Consider the following 22744-nt stretch of genomic DNA (forward strand, 5'->3'; position numbering starts at 1 on the left):
GGACAGCTGGTAACTGTGCATTTAATTTTTGGTTAGTTTGGTTTGGTATAGCCCCTGTCATTGATTTGTCAGGGGCTATTTTATGATATTGACTTCAGGGGTAATTCTTATTCCAAACCTTTTTAGGACCCCGTCCATAATATTTTCTGCCAGCTCAATGATCTCCTTGCCTGTTGCATTCCCGTAATTAACTAATACCAAAGCTTGATTGCGATGTACCCCGGCATCTCCAAATCGCTTTCCCTTATATCCACATTGCTCTATTAGCCAGCCCGCAGGAATCTTGAATTCATTTTCGGATACCTTATAAAAGGGGGCGTCCGGATATACCTTCGTAAATTTATCGAATTCCGCCCTGCCTATTACGGGATTTTTGAAGAAACTTCCGCTGTTGCCCAATTCTTTAGGGTCTGGCAACTTACTTTTTCGGATGGTAATAACAGCATTGGAGACATCCTTGATACTAGGGTCTGTAATTCCACAATTTTGTAATTCTGAAACAATGGCCCCGTAGCCAATATTTAGATGGTGATTTCTTTTGGATAATTTAAAATTGACCGAAGTAATTATATATTTTCCAAGTCCTTCATTTTTAAAATAAGAATCCCGATATCCAAACTGGCACTCCTCTTTAGTGAAGGTTTTTAGATTCTGGGTGCCTATTTCCATGGCCTCGCAACTTACAAAGGTGTCCCGTAATTCTACGCCATAAGCACCTATATTTTGAATTGGTGCGGTGCCGGTGTTTCCAGGGATGAGGGATAAATTTTCCAAACCGCCATAGTTCTGATCCAAGGTCCACAACACCATTTGATGCCAATTTTCACCAGCATTAACTTTAATACATACCTCATTGGTGTTTTCCCATATTACCTCAATTCCCTGTAGGTTGATATACAGTACTAGATTTTCTAAATTCTTTGTTATTAGCATGTTGCTGCCGCCTCCAAGAACAAAAAATGGGGGGTAATCTTGGACTTTAAGTATTTCTTGTAGTCCCTCGATAGAGTTTATATCGCAAAAGAATTTGGCCTTTGCATCTATTCCAAAGGTATTGTAATTTTTAAGGGATATGTCTTGTTGGATATCCATTAGTCAACGTATACCTTTAAGGCTTCCTTTAAAATGTGGACCGCTCTTTTCAAATCTTCTTTTTCCAACACATAGGCAATTCTGATCTGGTTTGTGCCCAGGCCTTCCGTAGAATAGAAACCAGCTGCAGGGGCTACCATTACTGTCTCCCCATCCAAATTAAAATCCTCCAATAACCATTTGGCAAAAGTGTCTGCATTTTCAATAGGAAGTTGGACAATACAATAGAACGCTCCTTGAGGTTTGGCTACTACCGCTCCCTCAATTTTACTCAGTTCGGAGACAAGGACGTCCCTGCGTTGCACATATTCCTTTTTTACATCATCAAAATAACTCTGTGGGGTGTCCAAGGCGGCTTCGCAGGCTATCTGCGCATAGGTCGGTGGAGAAAGTCGAGCTTGGCCAAACTTTAAGGCGGTCTGCATCACTTCCTTGTTTTTAGAGACCAAGTACCCAATTCTGGCGCCACACATACTGTATCTTTTGGAAACCGAGTCTACTATAATGGCGTTTTCCTCCAATCCATCTTCCTGTAGAATGGAATAATGTTCCCTATTGTCATACGTAAATTCACGGTACACCTCATCGGCAACCAAGAACAGGTTGTGCTTTTTAACAATAGCTGCAAGTTTTCTTATTTCTTCCTTACTGTATAAATATCCCGTCGGATTGCCGGGATTGCAAATTAATATAGCTTTAGTTTTAGGAGTGATTAATTTTTCAAACTCCTCGATAGCAGGTAATGCAAAATTATCTTCGATATGGGAAACGATAGGGACGACTTTAACTCCTGTTTCGTTCGCAAATCCGTTGTAATTGGCGTAGAAGGGTTCAGGGATAATTATTTCATCATCACTGTCAGCTATAGTGCCCATGGCAAAGAAGAGGGCTTCCGAACCTCCCGTTGTCACCATTATATCATCGGCTTCTACATGTATGTGGTTCTTGGCGTAATAGCCGGCAATTTTTTCCCTGTAGGTTTCGGAACCTTCTGTTCGGCTATAGGCCAATACCTCAAGCGTATTGTTCTTTACGGCATCTAAGGCAATTTTAGGGGTCTTGATGTCGGGTTGGCCAATATTTAGGTGAATAATTTTAATTCCTCGCTTTAGTGCAGCTTCAGCAAAAGGCACTAATTTTCTAATAGGTGATTCGGGCATTGTTTCGCCTCTTCGTGATATTGATGGCATAAGAGTTTTAATTTTTAGCAAAAATGGGAAATCAATATGGACAAAACAATTAAACAGCCTTATTTGATTCAATAGTAATATGTTAAATCATTCTGTGGCATAATAAATTGTTTGTAAATTTAAAGGAATAGGTTACTTAAAATAGAGAAAAGATGATGTTTTTAAAACATATGGTTTTCCTTATTTGGTGTTTTCCGGTTGTATTATTTTCTCAAAATTACGAATTGCCGATTGGTGAAAAATACCAAAAAATAAAATTTAAGCTGGTCAATAATCTCATTATTGTTCCAATAGAAGTCAATGGCACAAATCTTTCATTTATATTGGATTCAGGGGTAAATAAGCCCATACTTTTTAATTTATCGGATAAGGATTCCATTCAAATAAACAATGTTTCGGAAATTGCCATTAAAGGCCTCGGAGAGGGTGATGCCATTGATGCGTTGAGCTCTAGTGGCAATGTTTTTAAAATTGGTAAAGCGATCAATAATGATCAATTGTTGTATGTGGTCATGGATAAGGAGCTTAATCTGTCGCCTAGGCTTGGTTTACCGGTTCATGGTATTATAGGGTATGATCTCTTTAGGGATTTTGTGGTTGAGATAAATTATAGTTCCAAATTTATTAAACTACATTTCCCTGAATTGTACAAGCGCCCAAAGAAGGCTAGGACACAAACCCTGCCATTGCACATAGTTCAAAACAAAGCCTATGTTCAGGGGCATGTGTTAATGAAAAATAAACACAGCATTCCCGTTAAACTTTTAGTAGACTCCGGCAGCTCTGATGCCATATGGCTTTTTGAGGATATTGGTAAGGGGTTGGGCGTGCCGAAAAACAATTATGAAGATTTTTTGGGACAGGGACTTAGTGGCAGCGTTTTTGGGAAGAGGACAAAAATAGAAGGAATTAGCTTGGGCAGTTTTCAATTAAAGGATGCCAAAGTTGCATTTCCGGATTTGCAGTATTTTAATTCCATCACTTCCTTAGGAGATCGAAATGGTAGTTTGGGAGGGGAGGTGCTAAAAAGATTTACACTGGTGTTCAATTATAGGGAACGCACACTTAGTTTACGTAAAAATGCACTCTTTAATCGCCCATTTGACTTTAATTTGAGCGGAATTGATATTCAGCATAATGGCGTTCGTTATATTTCCGAAAGCCTTGCTGATCCCAGAGGGTTGGTGGTAAAGGATAGTGGTAAATCTTTTGGGGATGTGCAATTGCTTTTCGAGAATAGGACCAGACTTAGTGTGGTTCCAGAGATTATAGTTTCGGGAATACGTGCCGGTAGTCCAGGCCATGAGGCGGGTTTGCAGGAAGGCGATGTTATTCTTGCTGTGAATGGAAAGAAGATACATAAATACAAGCTTCAACAGATCTTGCATATGCTCAATGAAAAGGAAGGCAAAAGGGTGAAGGTCCTAATAGAACGTTATCAAAGGGATATGCTGATTACTTACGTTCTTAAAGATGTCTTTAAATAAAAAAAGCTCGTTAAATACTTAATTAAGTACTCAACAAGCTTAATGTTTTTAGAGAAGAATTTATTTGCCTTCTACAGGTAATATCTTTCCCTTTATTTTTAACACTACGGTTGGGGTGTCGGCATTGGAAATTACAGTAATTGCCTTTGCAATGGGTCCCACTCTGTTAGTATCATATTTTACTTGTATTTCACCTGTTTTACCTGGTAAAATTGGATCTTCTGGTTTTTTTGGGATGGTACACCCACAACTAGAGCTAACTTTACTGATAACAAGTGGTGCATTTCCGGTATTAGTAAATTCAAATACCCTTACGCCATCGCTACCTTTTGCGATTTCACCATAATCAACGGTTTCCGTTTTGAATTTAATTTTCGCTGCATTTTCTTGAGCGGTAAGGCCAAATCCTAAGAGACCAATAAATAGAACTAGTACTATTTTTTTCATTTTTTTTAGTTTTTGGTGAATTTCAAAAGTAAATGTTTTTAATGAACCTCCAAAATTCTTTTGTTATGTAATAACGTTACTTATTTTTGTTTCGTATTTCTAATTGGTCAAAAACCTTAGAATTACAGCAAGTTTAATACTAAATTTGCATTCAATTAGTAATCGCCCGCTTAGGGTAAGCAAAAACTGTTCCAAACAATGGAAATTCCTTCAAAATATGAGCCTCAAAAGATAGAGGGCCAATGGTACGACTATTGGACAAAGCATAATTATTTTCATTCCATACCGGATAATAGGGAGCCTTATACCATTGTTATACCTCCACCAAATGTTACCGGTGTTCTGCATATGGGGCATATGATGAACAATACCCTACAGGATGTGTTGATTCGTAGGGCTCGTTTAATGGGGAAAAATGCCTGTTGGGTACCTGGAACCGATCACGCTTCCATAGCCACGGAGGCCAAAGTGGTGGCTAAACTAAAGGAGCAGGGAATAGATAAAAAAGATATTACTCGGGAGGAGTTTTTGAAGCACGCTTGGGATTGGACCCATGAGTATGGCGGGGTTATCCTGGAACAATTAAAGAAATTGGGCTGTTCTTGCGATTGGGACCGCACCAAGTTCACCATGGATGACAATATGTCCGCTTCTGTTATTAAAGTCTTTGTGGACCTATATAACAAAGGGTTGATATATAGAGGCTATCGCATGGTGAATTGGGATCCAGAGGCCAAAACAACTTTGTCCGATGAGGAGGTAATTTATGAGGAAAGACAAGGGTTGTTGTATTATTTGACATATAAAATAGATGGTTCTGACGAAACAGTGACCATTGCTACAACTAGACCCGAGACCATTTTAGGGGATACCGCAATCTGTATTAACCCGAATGATGATCGATATTCCCATTTAAAGGGTAAAAATGCTATAGTACCCATATGTAATAGGGTAATCCCTATTATTGAAGACGAATATGTCGACATCGAATTTGGAACGGGTTGTCTTAAAGTAACCCCTGCACATGATGTTAATGATAAGGCTTTGGGAGAAAAGCACAATCTGGAGACCATTGATATCTTTAATGAGGATGCCAGTTTAAATAGCTTTGGACTCCATTATGAAGGTCAGGATCGTTTTGTGGTCAGAAAAGCCATTTCAAAGGAATTGGAGGAAAAGGGCTTTTTGGTGAAAACGGAGCAACATCTTAATAAAATTGGTACTTCTGAAAGAACTAAAGCGGTCATAGAGCCAAGATTGTCCGATCAATGGTTTTTGAGCATGGAACAATTGGCCAAACCAGCAATAAAGGCAGTTTTAGAGGATGGAGATGTTAAGTTGTTCCCGAAAAAATTTGAAAATACCTATCGCCATTGGATGGAAAACATCCGGGACTGGAATATTTCTCGACAATTATGGTGGGGACAACAAATTCCGGCTTTTTATTTTGGAGACGGACAGGAAGATTTTGTGGTAGCAGAAACTAAGGAGGCGGCTTTGGAATTGGCCAGGGTAAAGTCTGGAAATTCGGAGTTGACCTTGGAAGGCCTAAAACAGGATGTAGATGCTTTGGATACCTGGTTTTCTTCTTGGATCTGGCCGATAAGTGTTTTTAACGGTATTTTGGAGCCCAATAATAAGGAAATAGAGTACTATTACCCTACCAATGATTTGGTTACCGGACCGGATATCTTGTTCTTTTGGGTGGCTAGAATGATTGTTTCAGGTTACGAATACCGTCAGGAAAAACCCTTTGAAAACGTATATCTTACTGGATTGGTTCGCGATAAACAAAGACGTAAAATGTCAAAATCGCTCGGAAATTCACCTGATGCCCTTAAATTGATCGAGGATTATGGGGCCGACGGCGTTCGTGTAGGACTCTTGTTAAGTTCTGCTGCTGGGAATGATTTAATGTTCGATGAGGCTTTGTGTCAACAAGGAAAAAACTTTGCCAATAAAATATGGAACGGATTCCGATTGGTTAAAGGATGGGAGGTAGCCGACCTACAGCAGCCAGAAGCTTCCAAATTAGGTATTGAGTGGTATACCGCTAAATTCAACAAAACCTTTGCGGAAATTGAGGATCATTTTAGCAAGTATCGTATCTCGGATGCCTTAATGGCTATCTATAAACTGGTTTGGGATGATTATAGTTCCTGGTTATTGGAAATTATCAAACCTGCCTACCAACAGCCTATAGATAGAATTACGTTTGATGCAGTGATCCATATTTTTGAAGAAAACTTAAAATTATTGCACCCTTTTATGCCCTTCTTGACCGAGGAAGTTTGGCAGCACATTGCAGATAGAACACCGGAACAGGCCTTGGTAATTGCTAAATGGCCAAGCGTACAAGTTGTGGATGAGGAATTGATCGAAGGTTTTAATTTTGCTGCGGAGGTAATTGCCGGAGTACGAACCATTCGAAAGGAAAAGAACATTCCTATGAAAGAAGCTCTTCAATTGGCAGTATTGAATGATGGGGACATTTCTCGGGATTGGGATGTGGTTATCACCAAGTTAACCAATTTATCGGCTCTTGATTATGTAAGCGGTGCCGTGGACGGGGCTCTGACCTTTAGGGTGAAATCCAATGAGTATTTTGTGCCCATGATCGGTGCCATTGATATTGAGGTGGAAATTAAAAAGTTGGAAGAAGAATTGGAATATACCAAGGGCTTCCTGATTTCGGTCCGTAAGAAATTGTCCAATGAGCGATTTGTGAACAATGCACCTGAGCAGGTCATTGCCTTGGAACGACAAAAGGAAGCCGATGCCCTTGCCAAGATCGATACCCTGGAAAAAAGTTTGGCCAGTTTGGAGTAGTAAATTAAAGGTCCTGAAATTAAGATGTTCTCGGTTAAAGGAAAATGACACATGGTAAAATGAAATCATCTTGATTATGGCGCAAAAAATAATAAAAACAGGGATGCTATCCTTTGGGATGTCGGGTACATTATTCCATGCCCCATTTTTAAATGAGCATCCTGGGTTTCACTTAATAGGAGTTGTTGAGAGAAGTAAGAAATTAGCTCACAAGAGTTATCCCGATATCAAAAGTTACGATAGCGTTGATCAGCTTATAGCGGATAAGGACATTGAGCTGGTAATAGTAAATACGCCCAATTTTACGCATTTCGAATTCGCCCTAAAGGCGCTTAAGGCCAAAAAGCACGTTTTGGTAGAAAAGCCATTTTGTGTTACCAGCTCAGAGGCTAAAGAACTTTTTGCGGAGGCAAAAAAAGCGGGGCTTTACATTCTTCCTTATCAGAATAGAAGGTATGATAGCGACTTTCTATCCGTTAAAAGTGTATTGGACTCTGGTAAGCTTGGGTCTCTGGTAGAGGTCCATATGCGGTACGATCGATACCGCCATCATATTGGTCCTAAACTGGCCAAGGAAACCCCAGTGCCTGGAAGTGGCCTCATGTATGATCTTGGTCCTCATTTACTGGACGCGACAATAGCACTTTTTGGATATCCATTGGAATGGAGAAAGCACACTGGGCAATTTAGGCCCAAGACCCAAGTGGATGATTATGGGCATATACATTTGATGTATCCCAAGGGTGTGCAAGTGTTTATAACCATGAGCATGTTGGTGGTGCAGCCACAAGCTTCATTTGTTCTTAATGGTACTAAGGGTACCTTTGTTAAGCCGCGAACGGATATTCAAGAGCAGCAATTGTTGGCAGGAATGAATCCAATGGACCCGTTGTTCGGAATCGAGGAAACGGATAAATTTGGGGTACTTACCACGATTGCAACGAATGGCGAAAAGCAAATAGAAAAAATTGAATCAACAAAATCGTCCTATATTAATTTGTTTACGGATGTTTATAAGTCCATTATAGACGGTGTTCCATACCCTATTTCCGAAAGGGATATTGTTATACAATTGGAAATTTTGGAAAAGTAAATAAGAGTTGTCTGTGATTGGTCTTTTTTTCATTCTTTTTAAACGTCCCAATTTCCAGTAAAAAGCTAAATAACGATACCTTTGTTTTTTAACGATGTAAATAATTTCAATTTTATTTAATCGTATATTTAGGTAACTACAAAATAGTGTGCTGTTTTAAAATTTAGGTAACTAAGTCATTAAAAATGCTCCATAAAAAAAGCTAAAAATGTCTAAATTACCCAAGGACCACAAATTTTTAGACCTTTCGGATTATGGGAGGCCAATAGCTAGGCTTATTGCGAACGCGCTAAAGGCAACCGCTGTAACCCCTATTCATATAACTTTTGGATTCTTTATCTCGGGTGTTATTGCTGTTGGTTGTATGTATTATGGATATAATTGGCTCGCAGCCCTGTTTTATATTTTAAAATCTATTTTGGATGCGGCGGATGGTGAGTTGGCACGGTTAAAGGATACACCTTCCTATACTGGTCGATATTTTGACTCTGTATCCGATATTGTTTTGAATATCCTCATATTTTTGGTACTCTGGCGTATAACTACGGCCGATTTTGTTTTAACTGTGCTTGCCTTTTTAGGTTTGCAGCTGCAGGGAACCTTATATAACTATTACTACGTAATCTTAAGAAATAAATTTCAGGGCGATGTTACAAGTCGAATTTTTGAATCTGGGACACCAGTGGCAATGGTAGGGGAGCATCAGCGAAATGTGAATATCCTTTTTTGGTGGTATAAGGTCCTTTATGGGAGCTTCGATCATATTATTTATAAGTTGGATGCCGAAGCTGCCAATGGCAAGCGTTTTCCAAATTGGCTAATGACTGCCGTTTCTACCTTCGGCCTAGGGTTTCAACTTTTGATCATAAGTGTTATGCTTGTTTTAGGTTGGGCGGACTACATAATTCCCTTTTTTATTATTTATTCCATATTTATTTTCTTGTTTATCGCTATAAGGAGGTCGTTGTAAGCCATCCGAAAAACATGATTATTTCACCACTGTAGTAACAAAGGGCAAATGGTGATAAAGTTTCTATTTCGAAGAATTTCTAGCTTGTTCCTAAAAGTGTGTGCTTACACATTTTTAATAATCCAATCGATTTAATCGGGATATATTTTGGATAAAAACCAAATATGTTGATAATATTTTTATATTTGTGTACCTACACACTTTTGTAAATATTTAATTTTTATGCATTTGTGAATGTTTTATTACGATGGTAAAAAATAAGAAAACCACTATTCAGGATTTGGCAAACTATGCCAATGTTTCCATTGGAACCATTGATAGGGTTTTGCACAATAGGGGTAAAGTGTCCATCGACAAAAGAAAAAAAGTAGAAGAGGCCATTGAGAAGCTGAGTTTTAATCCCAACCTGTTGGCAAGGACTTTAGCGCTAGGAAAGCAGTTTACGGTATGTACGCTGTTTCCGGAAGCTACCACTTTGCAAAGTTATTGGACGCTGCCAAGAATAGGTGTTGATCAGGCTATTGAAGTTAATAGGGACTTTGGGATGGAGCTGGATTCCTACGAGTACAGTTTGTTTGACGAATCGAGTTTTATAAACAATGCCAATGTCATACTAGACCGGAATCCTAGTGGCGTTATTTTGGCTCCCCTATTTGAAAAGGAAAGTCTATGGTTTATGAAGAAGTTGGAGGAACGGAATATTCCCTATGTCTTTATTGATGCCAATATTTTAAATAAGAAAAACCTTAGTTATATCGGTCCTGATTTAAAGGGTAGTGGATATATAGCAGGAAAATTATTGAATTCTATTTTGGGCCCTGCCGATGATATCCTTGTTGTAAATCTGGTAAAGGGCCTTGAAAATAGTTCCCATACTGGAATTGTGGAAAATGGATTTAGGGAATTTTTTAAAACCAATACTGCATTGGCAAATAGGAAAATAAATTCCATTACCATACCTTCTACCCTGGAGACAGAGGTGAGTAGGGAGCTGACTAAGTACTATATCAAAAATCCAGGTACTAAGGGAGTGTTTGTTAGTAATTCCAGGGCACATCTAATTTCTAGGTATCACGCCTTGCATGAACTGGATATAAAGGTGGTGGGATTTGATATTGTTCCCGGAAATGTGACCGAACTGAAAAATGGAAATATAGATTATATTATTTCTCAGAGACCCGTATTTCAAGGGGTTACAGCGGTAAAGACCTTGTTCGATTTTTTTGTTTATAAAAAAATGCCATCCAAAGTACAGTATGTGCCTTTGGATATAATTATTAAGGAAAACGTAGACTACTATATTAATTTTCAATAAGTGTTATAAATGAAAAAAGGAATTAAATTAAGATTACCTGTTTGCACTCTCATGCTCCTAATTCTGAGTTCTTGTGGCAATGGAAAGTCCAATAAGAATAAGGCAGATACTGCAAAAGAAGTAGAAAAATCGGCCATTAGGGTAGAAAATAAAGTGTCTGAACAAAAAGTGGATGTATACTTCGGGGATGAATTGTTTACTTCGTATATCTACCCGGATAATATTATGAAGCCATGTTTGTGGCCCATAGTAACTTCGGAAGGCACGGAAATTACGCGTAAATATCCATTGAAGACTGTAGCGGGTGAGCGTGCAGATCATCCACACCATATAGGCATATGGATGAATTATGGTGATGTAAATGGTATTGACTATTGGGGGCACTCAGAGGCAACGCCAGAAGACAGAAAAGCCTATAGTGGGGTAATAAGACATCAGGAGGTAGTTGAGGCTAAAGCCGATGATGCACAAGGGACTATCCGTGTTAAAACCAAATGGGAAGCCGGAGGGAATACCCAAATTACAGAAGACATTGAGTTTCATTTTATGGATAAGGGCAAGGTCAGGATCATTGACTGGATAAGTACTTTAACGGCCCAAGAGGATATTTTATTCAAGGATACCAAAGAAGGAATGTTCGCCATAAGGGTTAGTCGTGAACTGGAACTACCTTCAGATGATCCGCTTACGCTGACAGATGCACATGGAAATCCAGAAACCATCAAAGTAATTAATAATGATGTGGTATCTGGAGATTATCTAAGCAGTGAAGGAATTGTAGGTGAGGATGTTTGGGGTACCCGGGCCAAATGGATGAAACTTTTTGGAAAATACAAGGATGAGAAAGTTGCGGTAGTGATTCTTGACCATAAGAAGAACCCAGGCTACCCCGCCTATTGGCACGCTCGTGGCTATGGTCTTTTTGCGGTAAATCCATTAGGGCAGAATGTATTTTCCGACGGTAAGGAATCAATGAACTTGAGTTTAAAAAAGGGAGACTCGGTTCGTTTTGCTTTTCGTACCCTAGTATGTTCTGGGGAAATCTCTGAAGAGGAGATCAATGACCTTGGGATGGAATTCTCGGGTCTATACTAGCTATTTTTGGGAGTCATAGTAGATAAGGATTACAATTAACGTTCAAACCTTGATAAAATGGAATCAAATACAAACTCAAGAAGAAGTTTTATAAAAAAAACAGCTGCCAGTTCGGCTCTAATTGCTACTGCTGGATTACTACCTCAATTTAGTGCTAAAAGTTATGCTCGTATACTAGGTGCCAACGATCGTATAAATGTTTCTATGATGGGCGTTAACAGTAGGGGGAACGCCTTGGCCCAAAATTTTGCAAGTCAAAAGAACAGTGAGGTAATCCATGTATGTGATGTGGATAGTAGGGCCGTCCTAAAGTGTTTGGCCAATGTACTGGACCGGCAAAGTAGGAAGCCAAAGTCTTTTACCGATTTCCGAAAATCATTAGAGAGCAAAGATGTGGACGTCATGGTTATTGCCGCTCCAGATCATTGGCATGCTCCAGCTTCGCTCCTGGCCATGGAGGCAGGAAAACACGTATATGTGGAAAAGCCCTGTAGCCATAACCCTAATGAGGGTGAAATTTTGGTGCAGGCAGCTAAAAAATATGGAAAGGTAATACAGATGGGAAACCAGCGCCGCTCATGGCCCAATGTAGTTGAAGGTATAAAAGCCTTGCAGTCTGGTGCCATTGGACGGGTATATTTTGGTAAGGGGTGGTATACCAATAACCGCCAATCCATTGGAATAGGGAAGGAAGTAGAGGTTCCTAAGTGGTTGGACTGGGACCTTTGGCAAGGTCCGGCACCTAGAAGAAATTATAAAGATAATATTGTACACTATAATTGGCACTGGTTATGGCATTGGGGTACAGGAGAAGCCTTAAATAATGGCACCCATATGATAGATTTATTGCGCTGGGGCATGCAGGTAGACTATCCTGTTAAGGTTAGCTCAAATGGTGGTAGGTATAGATATCAGGACGATTGGGAGGCGCCGGATACCCAAGTGATCAATTTGGATTTTTCCGACGGAAAATCCATGTCCTGGGAAGGAAGGAGCTGTAACGGAAAGCCCATAGAAGGAAGTGCCGTGGGTGTTATGTTCTATGGAGAAAATGGTAGCATGTTAATACCAAGTGGTAATAGCTATACTATTTTCGATTTGGAGGGTAAACTGGTAAAAGAGGTGGAAAACACCCAAGTTATAGACCCTAGGAATAAATCGAATCCAGCAGAGCTATTGGATGCTTTACACATACAAAATATGTTCGATGCCATTTTAAACGGGGCAGCTCTAAATGCAGACATAGACTCGGGACATAAAAGTACCTTGTTGGTACAACTGGGAAATATTGCGCAACGTAACGGTAGATCATTGAATATTGATCCTCAAAATGGACATATTTTAGGGGATAATGACGCTCAAAAATTATGGAGCCGTTCTTATGAAAAAGGATGGGAAATGAAATTATAATATAAAAATATGGCAAATAGAAGATCGTTTTTGGAAAAACTGGGTAAAGGGGCTGCCTTTTCAACATTGGCACTGTCCTTACCATCACCCTTATTTTCTCAACTGAAATCAAGGAAAAAGTCGGTAATGAAAACCAAGATTATTGGTATCATAGGTGCTGAAAACTCCCACAGCAGAGGTTTTGGGAAAATGTTCAATCTGGATAAGAAGTTTCCAGGTTGGGAGGTTAAATACATTTGGGGCGAAAAGGAAGAATTTGCCCAATTGGCCAAGGACGAAGCCGGCATTCCCGTTATTGTAAAAGATCCATCGGAAATGATGGGCAAGATCGATGCATTGATTGTAGATCATCGGTATGGCGATCTTCACTTAGATGCGGCACTACCGTTCGTACAGGCCGGGATACCCACCTTTATCGATAAGCCATTTTGCTATAGCAGCCAGGCGGCAAAAATATTCCTAGAGATGGCAAGAACAGTTGGGACTCCGGTTACTTCCTATAGCTCCATAGCCCATAGCTATGCCACAGAGGATATGAGAGAGCAACTGGCGAATATGAAAGATATAAATCAGGTAACCTGTTATGGCAAGGCCGATATAAATTCCATTTATGGTGGCTTTTTCTTTTATGGTGTGCATATGGTAGAACCCCTTATCTATCTTTTTGATGAAAAAATTGTTTCCGCTAGGTTCAATAAAAATGATAAAGAAAATTTAAACAGTAGTGCTAGCCTGGTATTTGAAAATGGTAGGATGGCGACCTTGATAATTACCTCCAAAAAGTACGGCTGGCAGACCTTTATTGAGACAGATGAAGGGGTGGTGGAATTGAAATCCAAAAAGGAAAAGGTGGATCCGGATAGAAACTATGTGGATATGGTAACTATGTTCAGTACAGGAAAGGAACCCCGGAGCCACGAAAGCATCATCCATGGCATTGCTGTGCTGGAAGCGATTCAAAAATCAATTATTACAGACAATTGGGAAACTGTTAATCTATGAATATGAAGAAGAGTAAGAATGGCATACACCGGTTTTGGACTATTGCCCTAATAGCTGCATTGGTATTTATGGGTTGTAAAGACGAAAAGAAAACGGAAGAGGTCAAAGCTGTTGTACCAGTGAATAATAGTCTAACCGATTTAGAGAAGGAGCAAGGCTGGGCGTTGCTTTTTGATGGCGTGTCGTTCAGGGGTTGGCGAGGTTTGGGGAGAGAAGATGTTCAGAGCGAACTGTGGAAAATTGAGGATGGCAGCATACGAAAATTGAATAGCGGTGAGGTTCCTTCCATGCCGGATGGTCAGCCTATGGATGGGGGTGATTTAATAACCATAGCCACTTTTGATAATTATGAATTGTCTTTTGATTGGAAAATATTAAAAGCGGGCAACACTGGGTTAAAATACAATGTATCCGAAGAAATCTCGCAAAAATACGGCTCAGAACATTCCGCTCTAGGGTTTGAATACCAATTACTTGACGATTCCGATACCCTTTATGCGGGCAAACTAAAACCTTCTCAATACACTGGGAGTCTCTATGATATGATTGCCGCTGAAAATGCAATTGTAAGACCTATCGGGATGTTTAATACGAGTCGGATATTGATCAATGGAACACATGTTGAGCACTGGCTTAACGGTAAAAAAGTGGTTTCCTATGAATTTGGTTCCAAGCATTTGGATTCCTTATATAAAATGAGCAAATATGTAGATATTCCAGGGTTTTTAGAAAAGCAAAACGGTCATATCGTCCTTCAAAACCATAAGGATGATGCTTGGTTTAGGAATATTAAGATTCGTAAAATTAAATAGGGTGGTTAGTTTTTGTTTTAATTGATTTTGGTAAGCCTTGTGTAAATTCAACAAATTGTTATGAAATTTAAATGTACATTAATTATAGCACTATTCTTTTTTTGTAATATGGCAAAGTCACAGTCTAATGATGCGGACGGGATAGAGGGAGTTTTGTATTCCGACGAAGGGTTGGTCTCCCTTTCCACAACAAACGGAAAAATTACAGGAATTAACCGCCTTAACAAGGAGGGTGACGTTCCCAAAATGTATTTGGCCCCAGGTTTGATAGATGTCCAGATCAATGGATTTATGGGCGTTGATTTTTCAGGACCCGACCTTACGGTTGAAGGAATACGGAAGGCTACTAAGGCACTATGGAAGGCTGGGGTTACCACCTATTTTCCGACTATCATTACGAGCGATTTTAATAGAATGAAAAAGAACTTTGCTGTTCTGGCCCAAGCACAAAAAGATCCGGAAATAGGTAGTTCAATACCTGGATTTCATTTGGAAGGTCCATACATATCGCCGCTACCTGGTTTTAGGGGCGCCCATTTGGAGAAGTATATAAAAAATCCCGACTGGGAAGAATTTCAGGAGCTGCAGAGGGCAGCCAACAACGGTATAAAATTAATTACCCTAGCTCCAGAATTGGAAGGGGCCATCCCTTTTATCAGGAAATGTGTTACCAACGGTATTATAGTGGCTTTAGGACATCACAATGGTAGCGCTACCGATATTGGGCAGGCTATAGATGCCGGTGCAAAAATGGCTACCCACCTTGGAAATGGATGTGCCAACGAGATCAACAGGCATCATAATCCGCTCTGGCCACAGTTGGCCGATGATAGGATTACGCCAAGTTTAATAGCAGACGGATTTCATTTGACCAAGGAGGAAGTTCGCAGTTTTTATAAGGTAAAAGGGCCGGATAGAACTATTTTGGTTTCCGATGCCTTAGATTTAGCTGGGCTGCCACCGGGAGAATATACCCGCGGAGAGCGTACGCTATTGCTAACCCCCAATGTGGTTAAATTACCCAAGGAAAATGTCCTTGCCGGCGCGGCTTCCCCTATTAGTGCTTGTGTAGGGGTGATAATGGATTATACCCAATGCACCATTAAGGATGCCATACAAATGGCAAGTACCAATCCCGCAAGAATGTTCTCATTAAAGGAACTGGGTGAAATAGAGCAAGGGAAAAAGGCAGATCTAATTCTTTTTCAGTTGGTTGATAATAAGGTGATTATTCAAAAAACATTTGTGTCCGGCCAATTGGTGTACTCTAAAGATTAATTATAGCTTCTTCAGAATTTAAATAAGGAAAAAACAAATTAAGTATAGATAATTAAATAGAGTTAAGTACGGTATGGGCAATAATTCAATAATCAAAAAAATACTATTGGGACTAAGTGCTGTTGGGCCAGGACTTTTTCTTATTGGTTACAATATAGGAACGGGTAGTGTTACCACCATGGCCAAGACCGGAGCAGAATACGGAATGAGCCTTTTTTGGGCATTGGTACTATCCTGCATTTTCACCTACATTTTAATGATTGCCTATGGCAAGGTAACTTTAGTGACCGGTAGGACTGCCCTATTTAATTTTAAACAAGAATTTAAATGGGGTTGGATACTCTCGCTCTATATCATACTAGTGCTCATTATTGGGGAACTATTGGCCCTTATGGGGGTAATGGGGATCGTGGCAGATTTAGTACAGGAAGGAATACGACTCGCGTATAATGGACTAGTGGTCCAAAGGGTGTGGCTTATTCTATTTTTTGTAGTGATACTTACGTTCTTTTTATGGTTTGGCCGTTATAAGGTCTTTGAAAAAGTATTGACAGTCTTGGTTATCCTTATGGGAATGTCTTTTATGGTGGTTTTTATTATGGTTCGTCCAGATATGGCAGATATTCTATCCGGTATGGTTCCAAGTATTCCGGACACACCCGGAGCTTTGGGCCTTATTGCCGCCATTACCGGAACAACGTGTTCGGCAGCAGTGTTTGTTATGAGAAGTACGGTAGTGGCAGAAAAGGGATGGGGTATAAATGATCTAAAAAAGGAAAAGACAGATGCCTTTGTGTCTGCCTTTATGATGTTATTGTTGAGTGGTGTTATTATGGCTGTTGCTGCAGGAACCTTGCATATTTCTGGGATGAAATTAGACAATACTGTAGAAATGATATCCTTATTTGAACCTTTGGGTGGTAAATTGGCCGCTTTTGTACTGATAATTGGGATTACTGGGGCTGGACTCTCCACTATTTTTCCGATTGTATTGATCGCTCCGTGGTTGATTGCCGATTATAGGGGAACACCAAGAAACATTCATTCGACCTCTTCCAGAGTGCTTATCATTGGTGCCTTGGTATTTGCTTTCGGGACCGTTTTTTTGGAGGAAAGACCTCCTGCGCTTATGGTGTTTTCACAAGCCTTCCAGGCCTGTATTCTGCCAGCAGTAGCAGTGCCAATGTATATATTAATCAACAAAAAACAATTGATGGGAGAAAATAAAGCCAGTGTTAAGCTTAATCTTGGCCTAGTGGCGGTAATCCTATTTTCACTGCTAACCACTTGGTTTGCAATTGCAGAATTTATTTAAAAAACAAACAATGGAAAAATCATTATATATCGAAAATTTATCGGTCAAAACTTATGGAGAGACTAAAGACATGGGAGAAGCCGCTGCTGATTACGTTGCAGGGAAATTACATGCGGCCATAGCTAAAAAAGGTGCAGCCAATCTTATATTGGCTACAGGAGCATCACAGTTTTCATTTTTAGAGGCTTTGCAGAAAAAGGAAATCGATTGGAAAAAAATAACCGTTTTTCATTTGGATGAATACAAGGGGCTTTCAGAATCCCATCCGGCTAGTTTTAGAAAATATCTTAAGGAACGTATTTTGAATAATGTGTTACCGAAAAAGGTATATTTTTTAAATGGGGATGTGGAAGATTTGGAGAACGAACTAAAGAGTTATGAAGAAGCACTGAAAGTACATCCTATAGATATTGCCTGTATCGGAATTGGAGAAAATGGGCATATAGCTTTTAATGATCCGGCAGTGGCCGATTTTAAAGATCCCCGATTGGTAAAATTGGTGGAGTTGGATGAGGCCTGTCGAAATCAACAACTTGGTGAGGGGTGGTTTCCAACTTTTGACGATGTGCCTAAAGAGGCTCTTACGCTGACCATTACCGCTATATTGAATTGCGAAGCCATTAGTTGTGTGGTACCGGATAAAAGAAAGGCTCAGGCCGTATATAACACCCTGTACGGAGAAATAAGTACTACTTGTCCCGCCTCTATACTTAGGACACACAAGGAAACCGTGCTTTTTTTGGACAAAGCTTCGGCATCTATGGTCAAGTAAATTTTAATTGATATAACTTAAATTAGTAATACCTAAAGGTCAGCCTGGGCATTGAAACATCTTACTTGATGCCCAAGGCCTCATGATCGAAGGAAATACCTTCCCAACCGGTAACCATAAAATTTCGAATGTTTTGATGGTCTGTGCCATCCGGGTTTTCCAAAACATCTTTTCTGTAATAGGAGCCAAAGCAAGCCAAGGTTTCTACTTTGCTTAATTTATGATGTTGGGCAAATGAGAATACCTTACAAGAACCTGAATTTTCACCAGCCTCGTTTATTACATCCCCGTTGGTAAACCTTGAAGGTGAAAAATTGTAATAGGTATCTATTATGTTTATGGTATCTCCAAAAGACACTTCTTCTGCGGTGTTTTTAAGTTTGTTGAGAAATTCGTAAACCGTCATATTAGGGAGAGATTTAATTTTAAGACGTAAATTTAGATTATCCCTTTAAAAACTTTGGCAATTTGCCGAAGTTAATTATTCATTATTTCTATTATGTGTTAGGTCCTTATTTTTTATCTTTAATGAAATTGAATAAAATTCGATTAGGCTATTTCCTAATATGATAATAATTAATAACGACGCTAAATATAAACAGATGAAACAACTAATTCTAGTCATGTTATTGCTTTCAGCTTTTCCTCTAATGTCTCAAGAGCTTAAAATGGAAGTTCTTCCCAGCGACATTCAAATTAAAACGGCAGTGTTGCCTGCTCCTGAAGATAAGAAGGAAGGTGCTATGGTATATGGGTATGATAATTCAGGGAAATTGGTGGTATTGCGTAAGGGGAAAAATAATTTGGTCTGTATTGGTGATAATCCAAATAAGGATGGCGTCAATGTGGCCTGTTATTCCGAAAAATTGGAACCGTTTATGGCTCGTGGCAGGGCACTATCAGCAAAGGATTTGGCCGGAGAGGAGAGGGAGAAAATTCGTGCAAAGGAAGTGGCTTCCGGGAAATTGAAAATGCCCAAGGAGCCTAGTATGATGTATATATATTATGGAAAATCCGAAGATTACAATACCGCTACGGGGGAATTGCAAAATGGAAAATTCAGATATGTAATTTACACGCCTTTTGCAACTGTGGAATCTACAGGGTTACCGGACAAACCACATGCTCCTGGAATGCCATGGCTAATGGATCCCGGAACTCATAGGGCGCATATTATGGTGGGTCCGTTTGATTAGGGATATTTATTGTTCTATTGTCTAGAAAATTTTAAAGATGCCACCTAATCTAATTATTCTTTGTAAATAAAAGAATTTTTGAGATGCACGGTCAGTTGGTTCATGTGTAGTTTTAATGTCATTCATATTTATAAATCCTCCGGCCAAATCACCCTGTACAAAGAAATGTTTAAATATGGTAATGTTTAGTCCAGCCGATAATGTTATTCCATATCCGGAGAGATGAAACTCGTCCGTGCGCGGTTTCTGTAATAAAGTCGTATTGGTTTTGGGATACAAAATTCCGGCACCTAGCCCCTCGAGAATATTTACTTGTAATTTATCCGTTTTTTGGATATTGAACAATGATGAAATATCATCATATCGTGCAATTTTGGTTTGTATGTAATTGAGGCCGTTAGTATGTTCAAATTCTAGAAAATCCTTGGACAATTGGATTGGAACGTTCCTGTAATCCCCGTTATACAATGATCCCGACTCGGAATCTTCCAAATTTATACTCCCACTAATGTTGGCGAATTGATCAGTTGTCATTATATATTTCATGTGATCTAGTGCCAACGAAATTTTATAATGATCGGAAATAAAATACCCAATTTTAAAATTGGTCTGGGGAATAGTCAACCTAGTTGGGTTTATGTAATCTATATGCCAACCTTTGGGACGATCATGTGCCGAAACGTCGTACAAGGTGAAATTATAATCTTTACCTGTAAAGGTTATATCCGATTTTGAATAGGAGGCGCGGTTTGCTCCCCAGCTAAAAGTGAATTTGCCTTTATTATGGGCTGTAAACAAGCTAGGGTTTTGTTCCTGTGCGACTAAGTTAAAGACGAAGAATAATTGAAGTAATAATACTACTTTAAAACCAATAATTTTCATTATGAGAAATGCTTTTAATAAGGGGGAATTTGAAGGAGATTGAAAAATAGGATGCTTTTTCAATTGAGTATGTTGTTCCAAATATGTAAGGAATCAATCAATCAATCAATGGTATTGGAAGTTAGGCAGAATTGAAAAGTGATTTTTGAAAATGTATTTTGAAGAGGGGAAAAGTCCTCTTTTTCAAGCTGAATAGGTAATTGATAAATATCATTTTCAAGCTTAAGTAAGATGTCATGCCATTTCAATAGGGGATTTCCCAAGTTAAATGCAAAACGAATTAAAATAGTGCTTATCCGAGATTATTTTTAGTCAATCTATGCCTAGATAAGCTTTAATTGCCAGTAATTAGCGACGGCGATTAATCGTAAGACGAGGTTTTGAATTAAACCTTACATTTGCACGGTTTTAATTTTTAGAAAATTTCAGGGAAATGGGTAGTAACAATCTGGTAGATGGGCAAGGAAATGTCTTGGGTAAGGTCAGTTCGGAAGAGATCGATCAGTGTATATATCTTCTAGAGAAGCTGGTTGAAAACGGACACACTGTATTCGAACTTCCAGAGGAAAAAAGAGTGGCCTTGCTAAAGGCAGCTGGGCAATTATCTAGGCCAGCTAAAAGTGAGTTTAAACAGCGCAAAAAAAACGCAGCCAAGGCGGCCAAACGCAAAATGATAGAGCGCGATAAGCACGCACGTAAGGAAACAGGGATAAGAAGTGCTCGAGAAGCAGTTATTTTTGTAGCCCCAAAATTGTTGTCTGCACCCACTAAGGAGACTTTGGACGCGCTGGAACTGGAATCCCCTCGAAATTGTTATGTCTGTAAAACGGTATATACCAAGTTACATCACTTCTATGATGCCATGTGTCCAGAATGTGGCGATTTTAATTATGCTAAACGCTTTCAATCCGCCGACCTTAGCGGGCAGGTGGCTATAGTTACCGGTTCTAGGTTAAAAATTGGTTATCACATCACTTTAATATTGTTAAGGGCGGGTGCAATAGTAGTAGCCACAACAAGGTTTCCGGTAGACTCAGCATTGCGTTTCTCCAAGGAAGAGGATTTTCACGAATGGGGACACAGATTAAAAATTCATGGCCTGGATCTAAGGCACATCCCAAGTGTCGAAATCTTTTGCAATTTTATAGAACAACAATACGACCGATTGGATATTTTGATCAACAATGCTGCCCAAACGGTGAGAAGGCCTGCAGGATTTTACCAGCATCTAATGAAAAACGAGGAAGTGCCTTTTCAGGAGTTACCTCCACGGGCACGGGAAGTATTGTCCGATCACGATTTTTGCTTACAGGAACTTAATAGCCTAACCAAAGGAACCGCAAGTACCCAAAATAATGCATTACCCGTTAATTGGCACGCACCAGAACCTGGAATTGGAATAAGGGCTTCTGCCAGGCTTTCCCAGATTCCTTATAGTTTTGATAGTTCCCTTTCTACCAAAGAAGTTTTCCCCGAAGGAGAATTGGACGCCGACCTACAGCAGGTAGACCTCCGCAAGACAAATAGTTGGAGATTGAAATTAGGCGAAATTGAAACCCCGGAGATGATAGAGGTACAATTAGTAAATGCCATTGCACCATTTGTACTCTGCAACCGCTTATCTAAACTTATGCGTCGGGAAAATACAGGTAAAAAACATATTATAAACGTATCCGCTATGGAAGGAAAATTCCATAGGTTTTATAAGGAGGATAGGCACCCACATACCAATATGGCCAAGGCAGCATTGAACATGATGACACATACTTCCGCATTGGATTTTGCCAAGGATGGGGTATATATGAATGCTGTGGATACGGGTTGGGTAACGGACGAGGATCCTATAGAATTGTCTAAAAGTAAGGAGGAAATCCATGATTTTCAACCGCCGTTGGATATTGTTGATGGTGCCGCTAGGGTATTGGATCCGTTGATAGACGGCATTAACACTGGTAAGCACTGGTGCGGTAAGTTCCTTAAAGATTACCGTCCCATAGACTGGTAATAAGCAATATTACTTAAAGGTTTCTTTCAGAGTTGGGTCTATTGCCGGTATTTTGTTTTTTGGGAAGCAGTGGGGATAACATATTTAATTACCGGAAATCTTATTATAAGGTCTTTGGTATATCAAAAGCAGGGCGCTAATAATTATGATGTTCTTAATAATATACTGCCCTACCAAGGTGAGGGAAAATGGAGCCTTAGAAAAGGAAACTTCCGGAAAAAACACTACAGGGATAAATGTTAGGACTAAATGGACAATCGCTACAACAATTATTGTTTTGATTTGAATATTAAAAATTAGGCACAGACCAACTGCAACTTCCATAACCGCAAGCAATAATATTCCCACATTTTCAGGAATAAAATTAAAGGTCAATAATGAAATGGTTTGTTTGGCCAGTATATCCGCTGGACTCAATCCGGGGAAAAATTTTAGTACGCCAAACCATAGGTAGACAATACCAATACTTATACATAGCATTCTGCCATTTTGGGTTAATCTCAACATTTATTACAGTTTGTTGGTATTGATTGTCTAGTCAGATAGTAAATGTT

20 protein-coding genes are annotated in these 22744 nt (G+C 39.5%); 14 read left to right on the top strand and 6 right to left on the bottom strand.

Going from position 1 to position 22744, the window contains the following annotated elements; genetic code table 11:
• Positions 1-75 precede the first annotated feature (75 nt).
• On the bottom strand, positions 76-1092 hold the full coding sequence (gene murB / locus CWD90_RS16560) for a UDP-N-acetylmuramate dehydrogenase (protein ID WP_103477189.1): 1017 nt from the start codon (positions 1090-1092) through the stop codon (positions 76-78).
• Complete coding sequence (locus CWD90_RS16565; RefSeq protein WP_103477190.1) at positions 1092-2282, bottom strand: pyridoxal phosphate-dependent aminotransferase; 1191 nt, start codon at positions 2280-2282, stop codon at positions 1092-1094. Before CWD90_RS16565 ends, murB begins: the two co-directional genes overlap by 1 nt.
• 152 nt (positions 2283-2434) lie before the next feature.
• On the opposite strand from CWD90_RS16565, the gene CWD90_RS16570 reads away from it, so the two are divergent.
• Positions 2435-3769 (top strand): aspartyl protease family protein, encoded by a 1335-nt coding sequence (locus CWD90_RS16570; protein ID WP_239986547.1) that lies wholly within the window; start codon positions 2435-2437, stop codon positions 3767-3769.
• 60 nt (positions 3770-3829) lie between these two features.
• Here the strand turns inward: CWD90_RS16570 and CWD90_RS16575 are convergent, their stop codons facing one another.
• Entirely contained in the window at positions 3830-4216 is a 387-nt protein-coding gene (locus tag CWD90_RS16575; protein ID WP_103477192.1) for a DUF1573 domain-containing protein, read from the bottom strand.
• A gap of 198 nt (positions 4217-4414) precedes the next feature.
• On the opposite strand from CWD90_RS16575, the gene CWD90_RS16580 reads away from it, so the two are divergent.
• From CWD90_RS16580 to CWD90_RS16630, 11 genes are all read left to right on the top strand, one after another.
• A complete protein-coding gene (locus tag CWD90_RS16580) occupies positions 4415-7045 on the top strand; it encodes a valine--tRNA ligase (RefSeq protein WP_103477193.1) in 2631 nt (876 codons plus the stop codon).
• Between the two features lie 76 nt (positions 7046-7121).
• The gene (locus CWD90_RS16585) at positions 7122-8138 is read left to right on the top strand and encodes a Gfo/Idh/MocA family oxidoreductase (RefSeq protein ID WP_103477194.1); all 1017 of its coding nucleotides are present in this window, start codon (positions 7122-7124) and stop codon (positions 8136-8138) included.
• A gap of 208 nt (positions 8139-8346) precedes the next feature.
• Positions 8347-9108: a CDP-alcohol phosphatidyltransferase family protein gene (locus tag CWD90_RS16590; protein WP_103477195.1), complete on the top strand. Its 762-nt coding sequence runs from the start codon at positions 8347-8349 to the stop codon at positions 9106-9108.
• A gap of 247 nt (positions 9109-9355) precedes the next feature.
• Positions 9356-10423, top strand: a complete 1068-nt coding sequence (locus CWD90_RS16595; protein ID WP_103477196.1) for a LacI family DNA-binding transcriptional regulator — start codon at positions 9356-9358, stop codon at positions 10421-10423.
• 9 nt (positions 10424-10432) lie between these two features.
• Positions 10433-11518, top strand: a complete 1086-nt coding sequence (locus tag CWD90_RS16600; RefSeq protein ID WP_103477197.1) for a DUF6807 domain-containing protein — start codon at positions 10433-10435, stop codon at positions 11516-11518.
• A gap of 57 nt (positions 11519-11575) precedes the next feature.
• A complete protein-coding gene (locus tag CWD90_RS16605; RefSeq protein WP_103477198.1) occupies positions 11576-12928 on the top strand; it encodes a Gfo/Idh/MocA family protein in 1353 nt (450 codons plus the stop codon).
• A 9-nt stretch (positions 12929-12937) separates the two neighbouring features.
• Positions 12938-13930 carry a Gfo/Idh/MocA family protein gene (locus CWD90_RS16610; RefSeq protein ID WP_103477199.1) on the top strand — a complete coding sequence of 331 codons (993 nt, stop codon included), beginning with the start codon at positions 12938-12940 and terminating at the stop codon, positions 13928-13930.
• Positions 13931-13932: 2 nt separating this feature from the next.
• The gene (locus CWD90_RS16615; protein WP_157941261.1) at positions 13933-14742 is read left to right on the top strand and encodes a 3-keto-disaccharide hydrolase; all 810 of its coding nucleotides are present in this window, start codon (positions 13933-13935) and stop codon (positions 14740-14742) included.
• A gap of 108 nt (positions 14743-14850) precedes the next feature.
• Entirely contained in the window at positions 14851-16020 is a 1170-nt protein-coding gene (locus CWD90_RS16620; RefSeq protein WP_157941262.1) for an N-acetylglucosamine-6-phosphate deacetylase, read from the top strand.
• Between the two features lie 73 nt (positions 16021-16093).
• A complete protein-coding gene (locus CWD90_RS16625; protein ID WP_103477202.1) occupies positions 16094-17335 on the top strand; it encodes an Nramp family divalent metal transporter in 1242 nt (413 codons plus the stop codon).
• Between the two features lie 10 nt (positions 17336-17345).
• A complete protein-coding gene (locus CWD90_RS16630) occupies positions 17346-18107 on the top strand; it encodes a glucosamine-6-phosphate deaminase (RefSeq protein WP_103477265.1) in 762 nt (253 codons plus the stop codon).
• Between the two features lie 61 nt (positions 18108-18168).
• On the opposite strand, the gene CWD90_RS16635 is transcribed toward CWD90_RS16630, so the two are convergent.
• Complete coding sequence (locus CWD90_RS16635) at positions 18169-18513, bottom strand: HopJ type III effector protein (RefSeq protein WP_103477203.1); 345 nt, start codon at positions 18511-18513, stop codon at positions 18169-18171.
• Positions 18514-18709: 196 nt separating this feature from the next.
• Between CWD90_RS16635 and CWD90_RS16640 the strand changes: the two genes are divergently transcribed.
• A complete protein-coding gene (locus CWD90_RS16640; protein WP_103477266.1) occupies positions 18710-19303 on the top strand; it encodes a hypothetical protein in 594 nt (197 codons plus the stop codon).
• Positions 19304-19324: 21 nt separating this feature from the next.
• Here CWD90_RS16640 and CWD90_RS16645 read toward each other — a convergent pair whose 3' ends face one another.
• Positions 19325-20185, bottom strand: coding sequence for a hypothetical protein (locus CWD90_RS16645; protein WP_103477204.1), 861 nt, complete (start codon positions 20183-20185; stop codon positions 19325-19327).
• A gap of 433 nt (positions 20186-20618) precedes the next feature.
• Between CWD90_RS16645 and CWD90_RS16650 the strand changes: the two genes are divergently transcribed.
• Positions 20619-22190 carry an SDR family NAD(P)-dependent oxidoreductase gene (locus tag CWD90_RS16650; protein ID WP_103477205.1) on the top strand — a complete coding sequence of 524 codons (1572 nt, stop codon included), beginning with the start codon at positions 20619-20621 and terminating at the stop codon, positions 22188-22190.
• A gap of 84 nt (positions 22191-22274) precedes the next feature.
• Here CWD90_RS16650 and CWD90_RS16655 read toward each other — a convergent pair whose 3' ends face one another.
• A complete protein-coding gene (locus CWD90_RS16655) occupies positions 22275-22697 on the bottom strand; it encodes a doxx family protein (RefSeq protein WP_103477206.1) in 423 nt (140 codons plus the stop codon).
• Positions 22698-22744: the final 47 nt, after the last annotated feature.

Source organism: Arenibacter catalasegens (genome assembly GCF_002909235.1).
Classification (GTDB): Bacteria; Bacteroidota; Bacteroidia; order Flavobacteriales; family Flavobacteriaceae; genus Arenibacter; species Arenibacter catalasegens.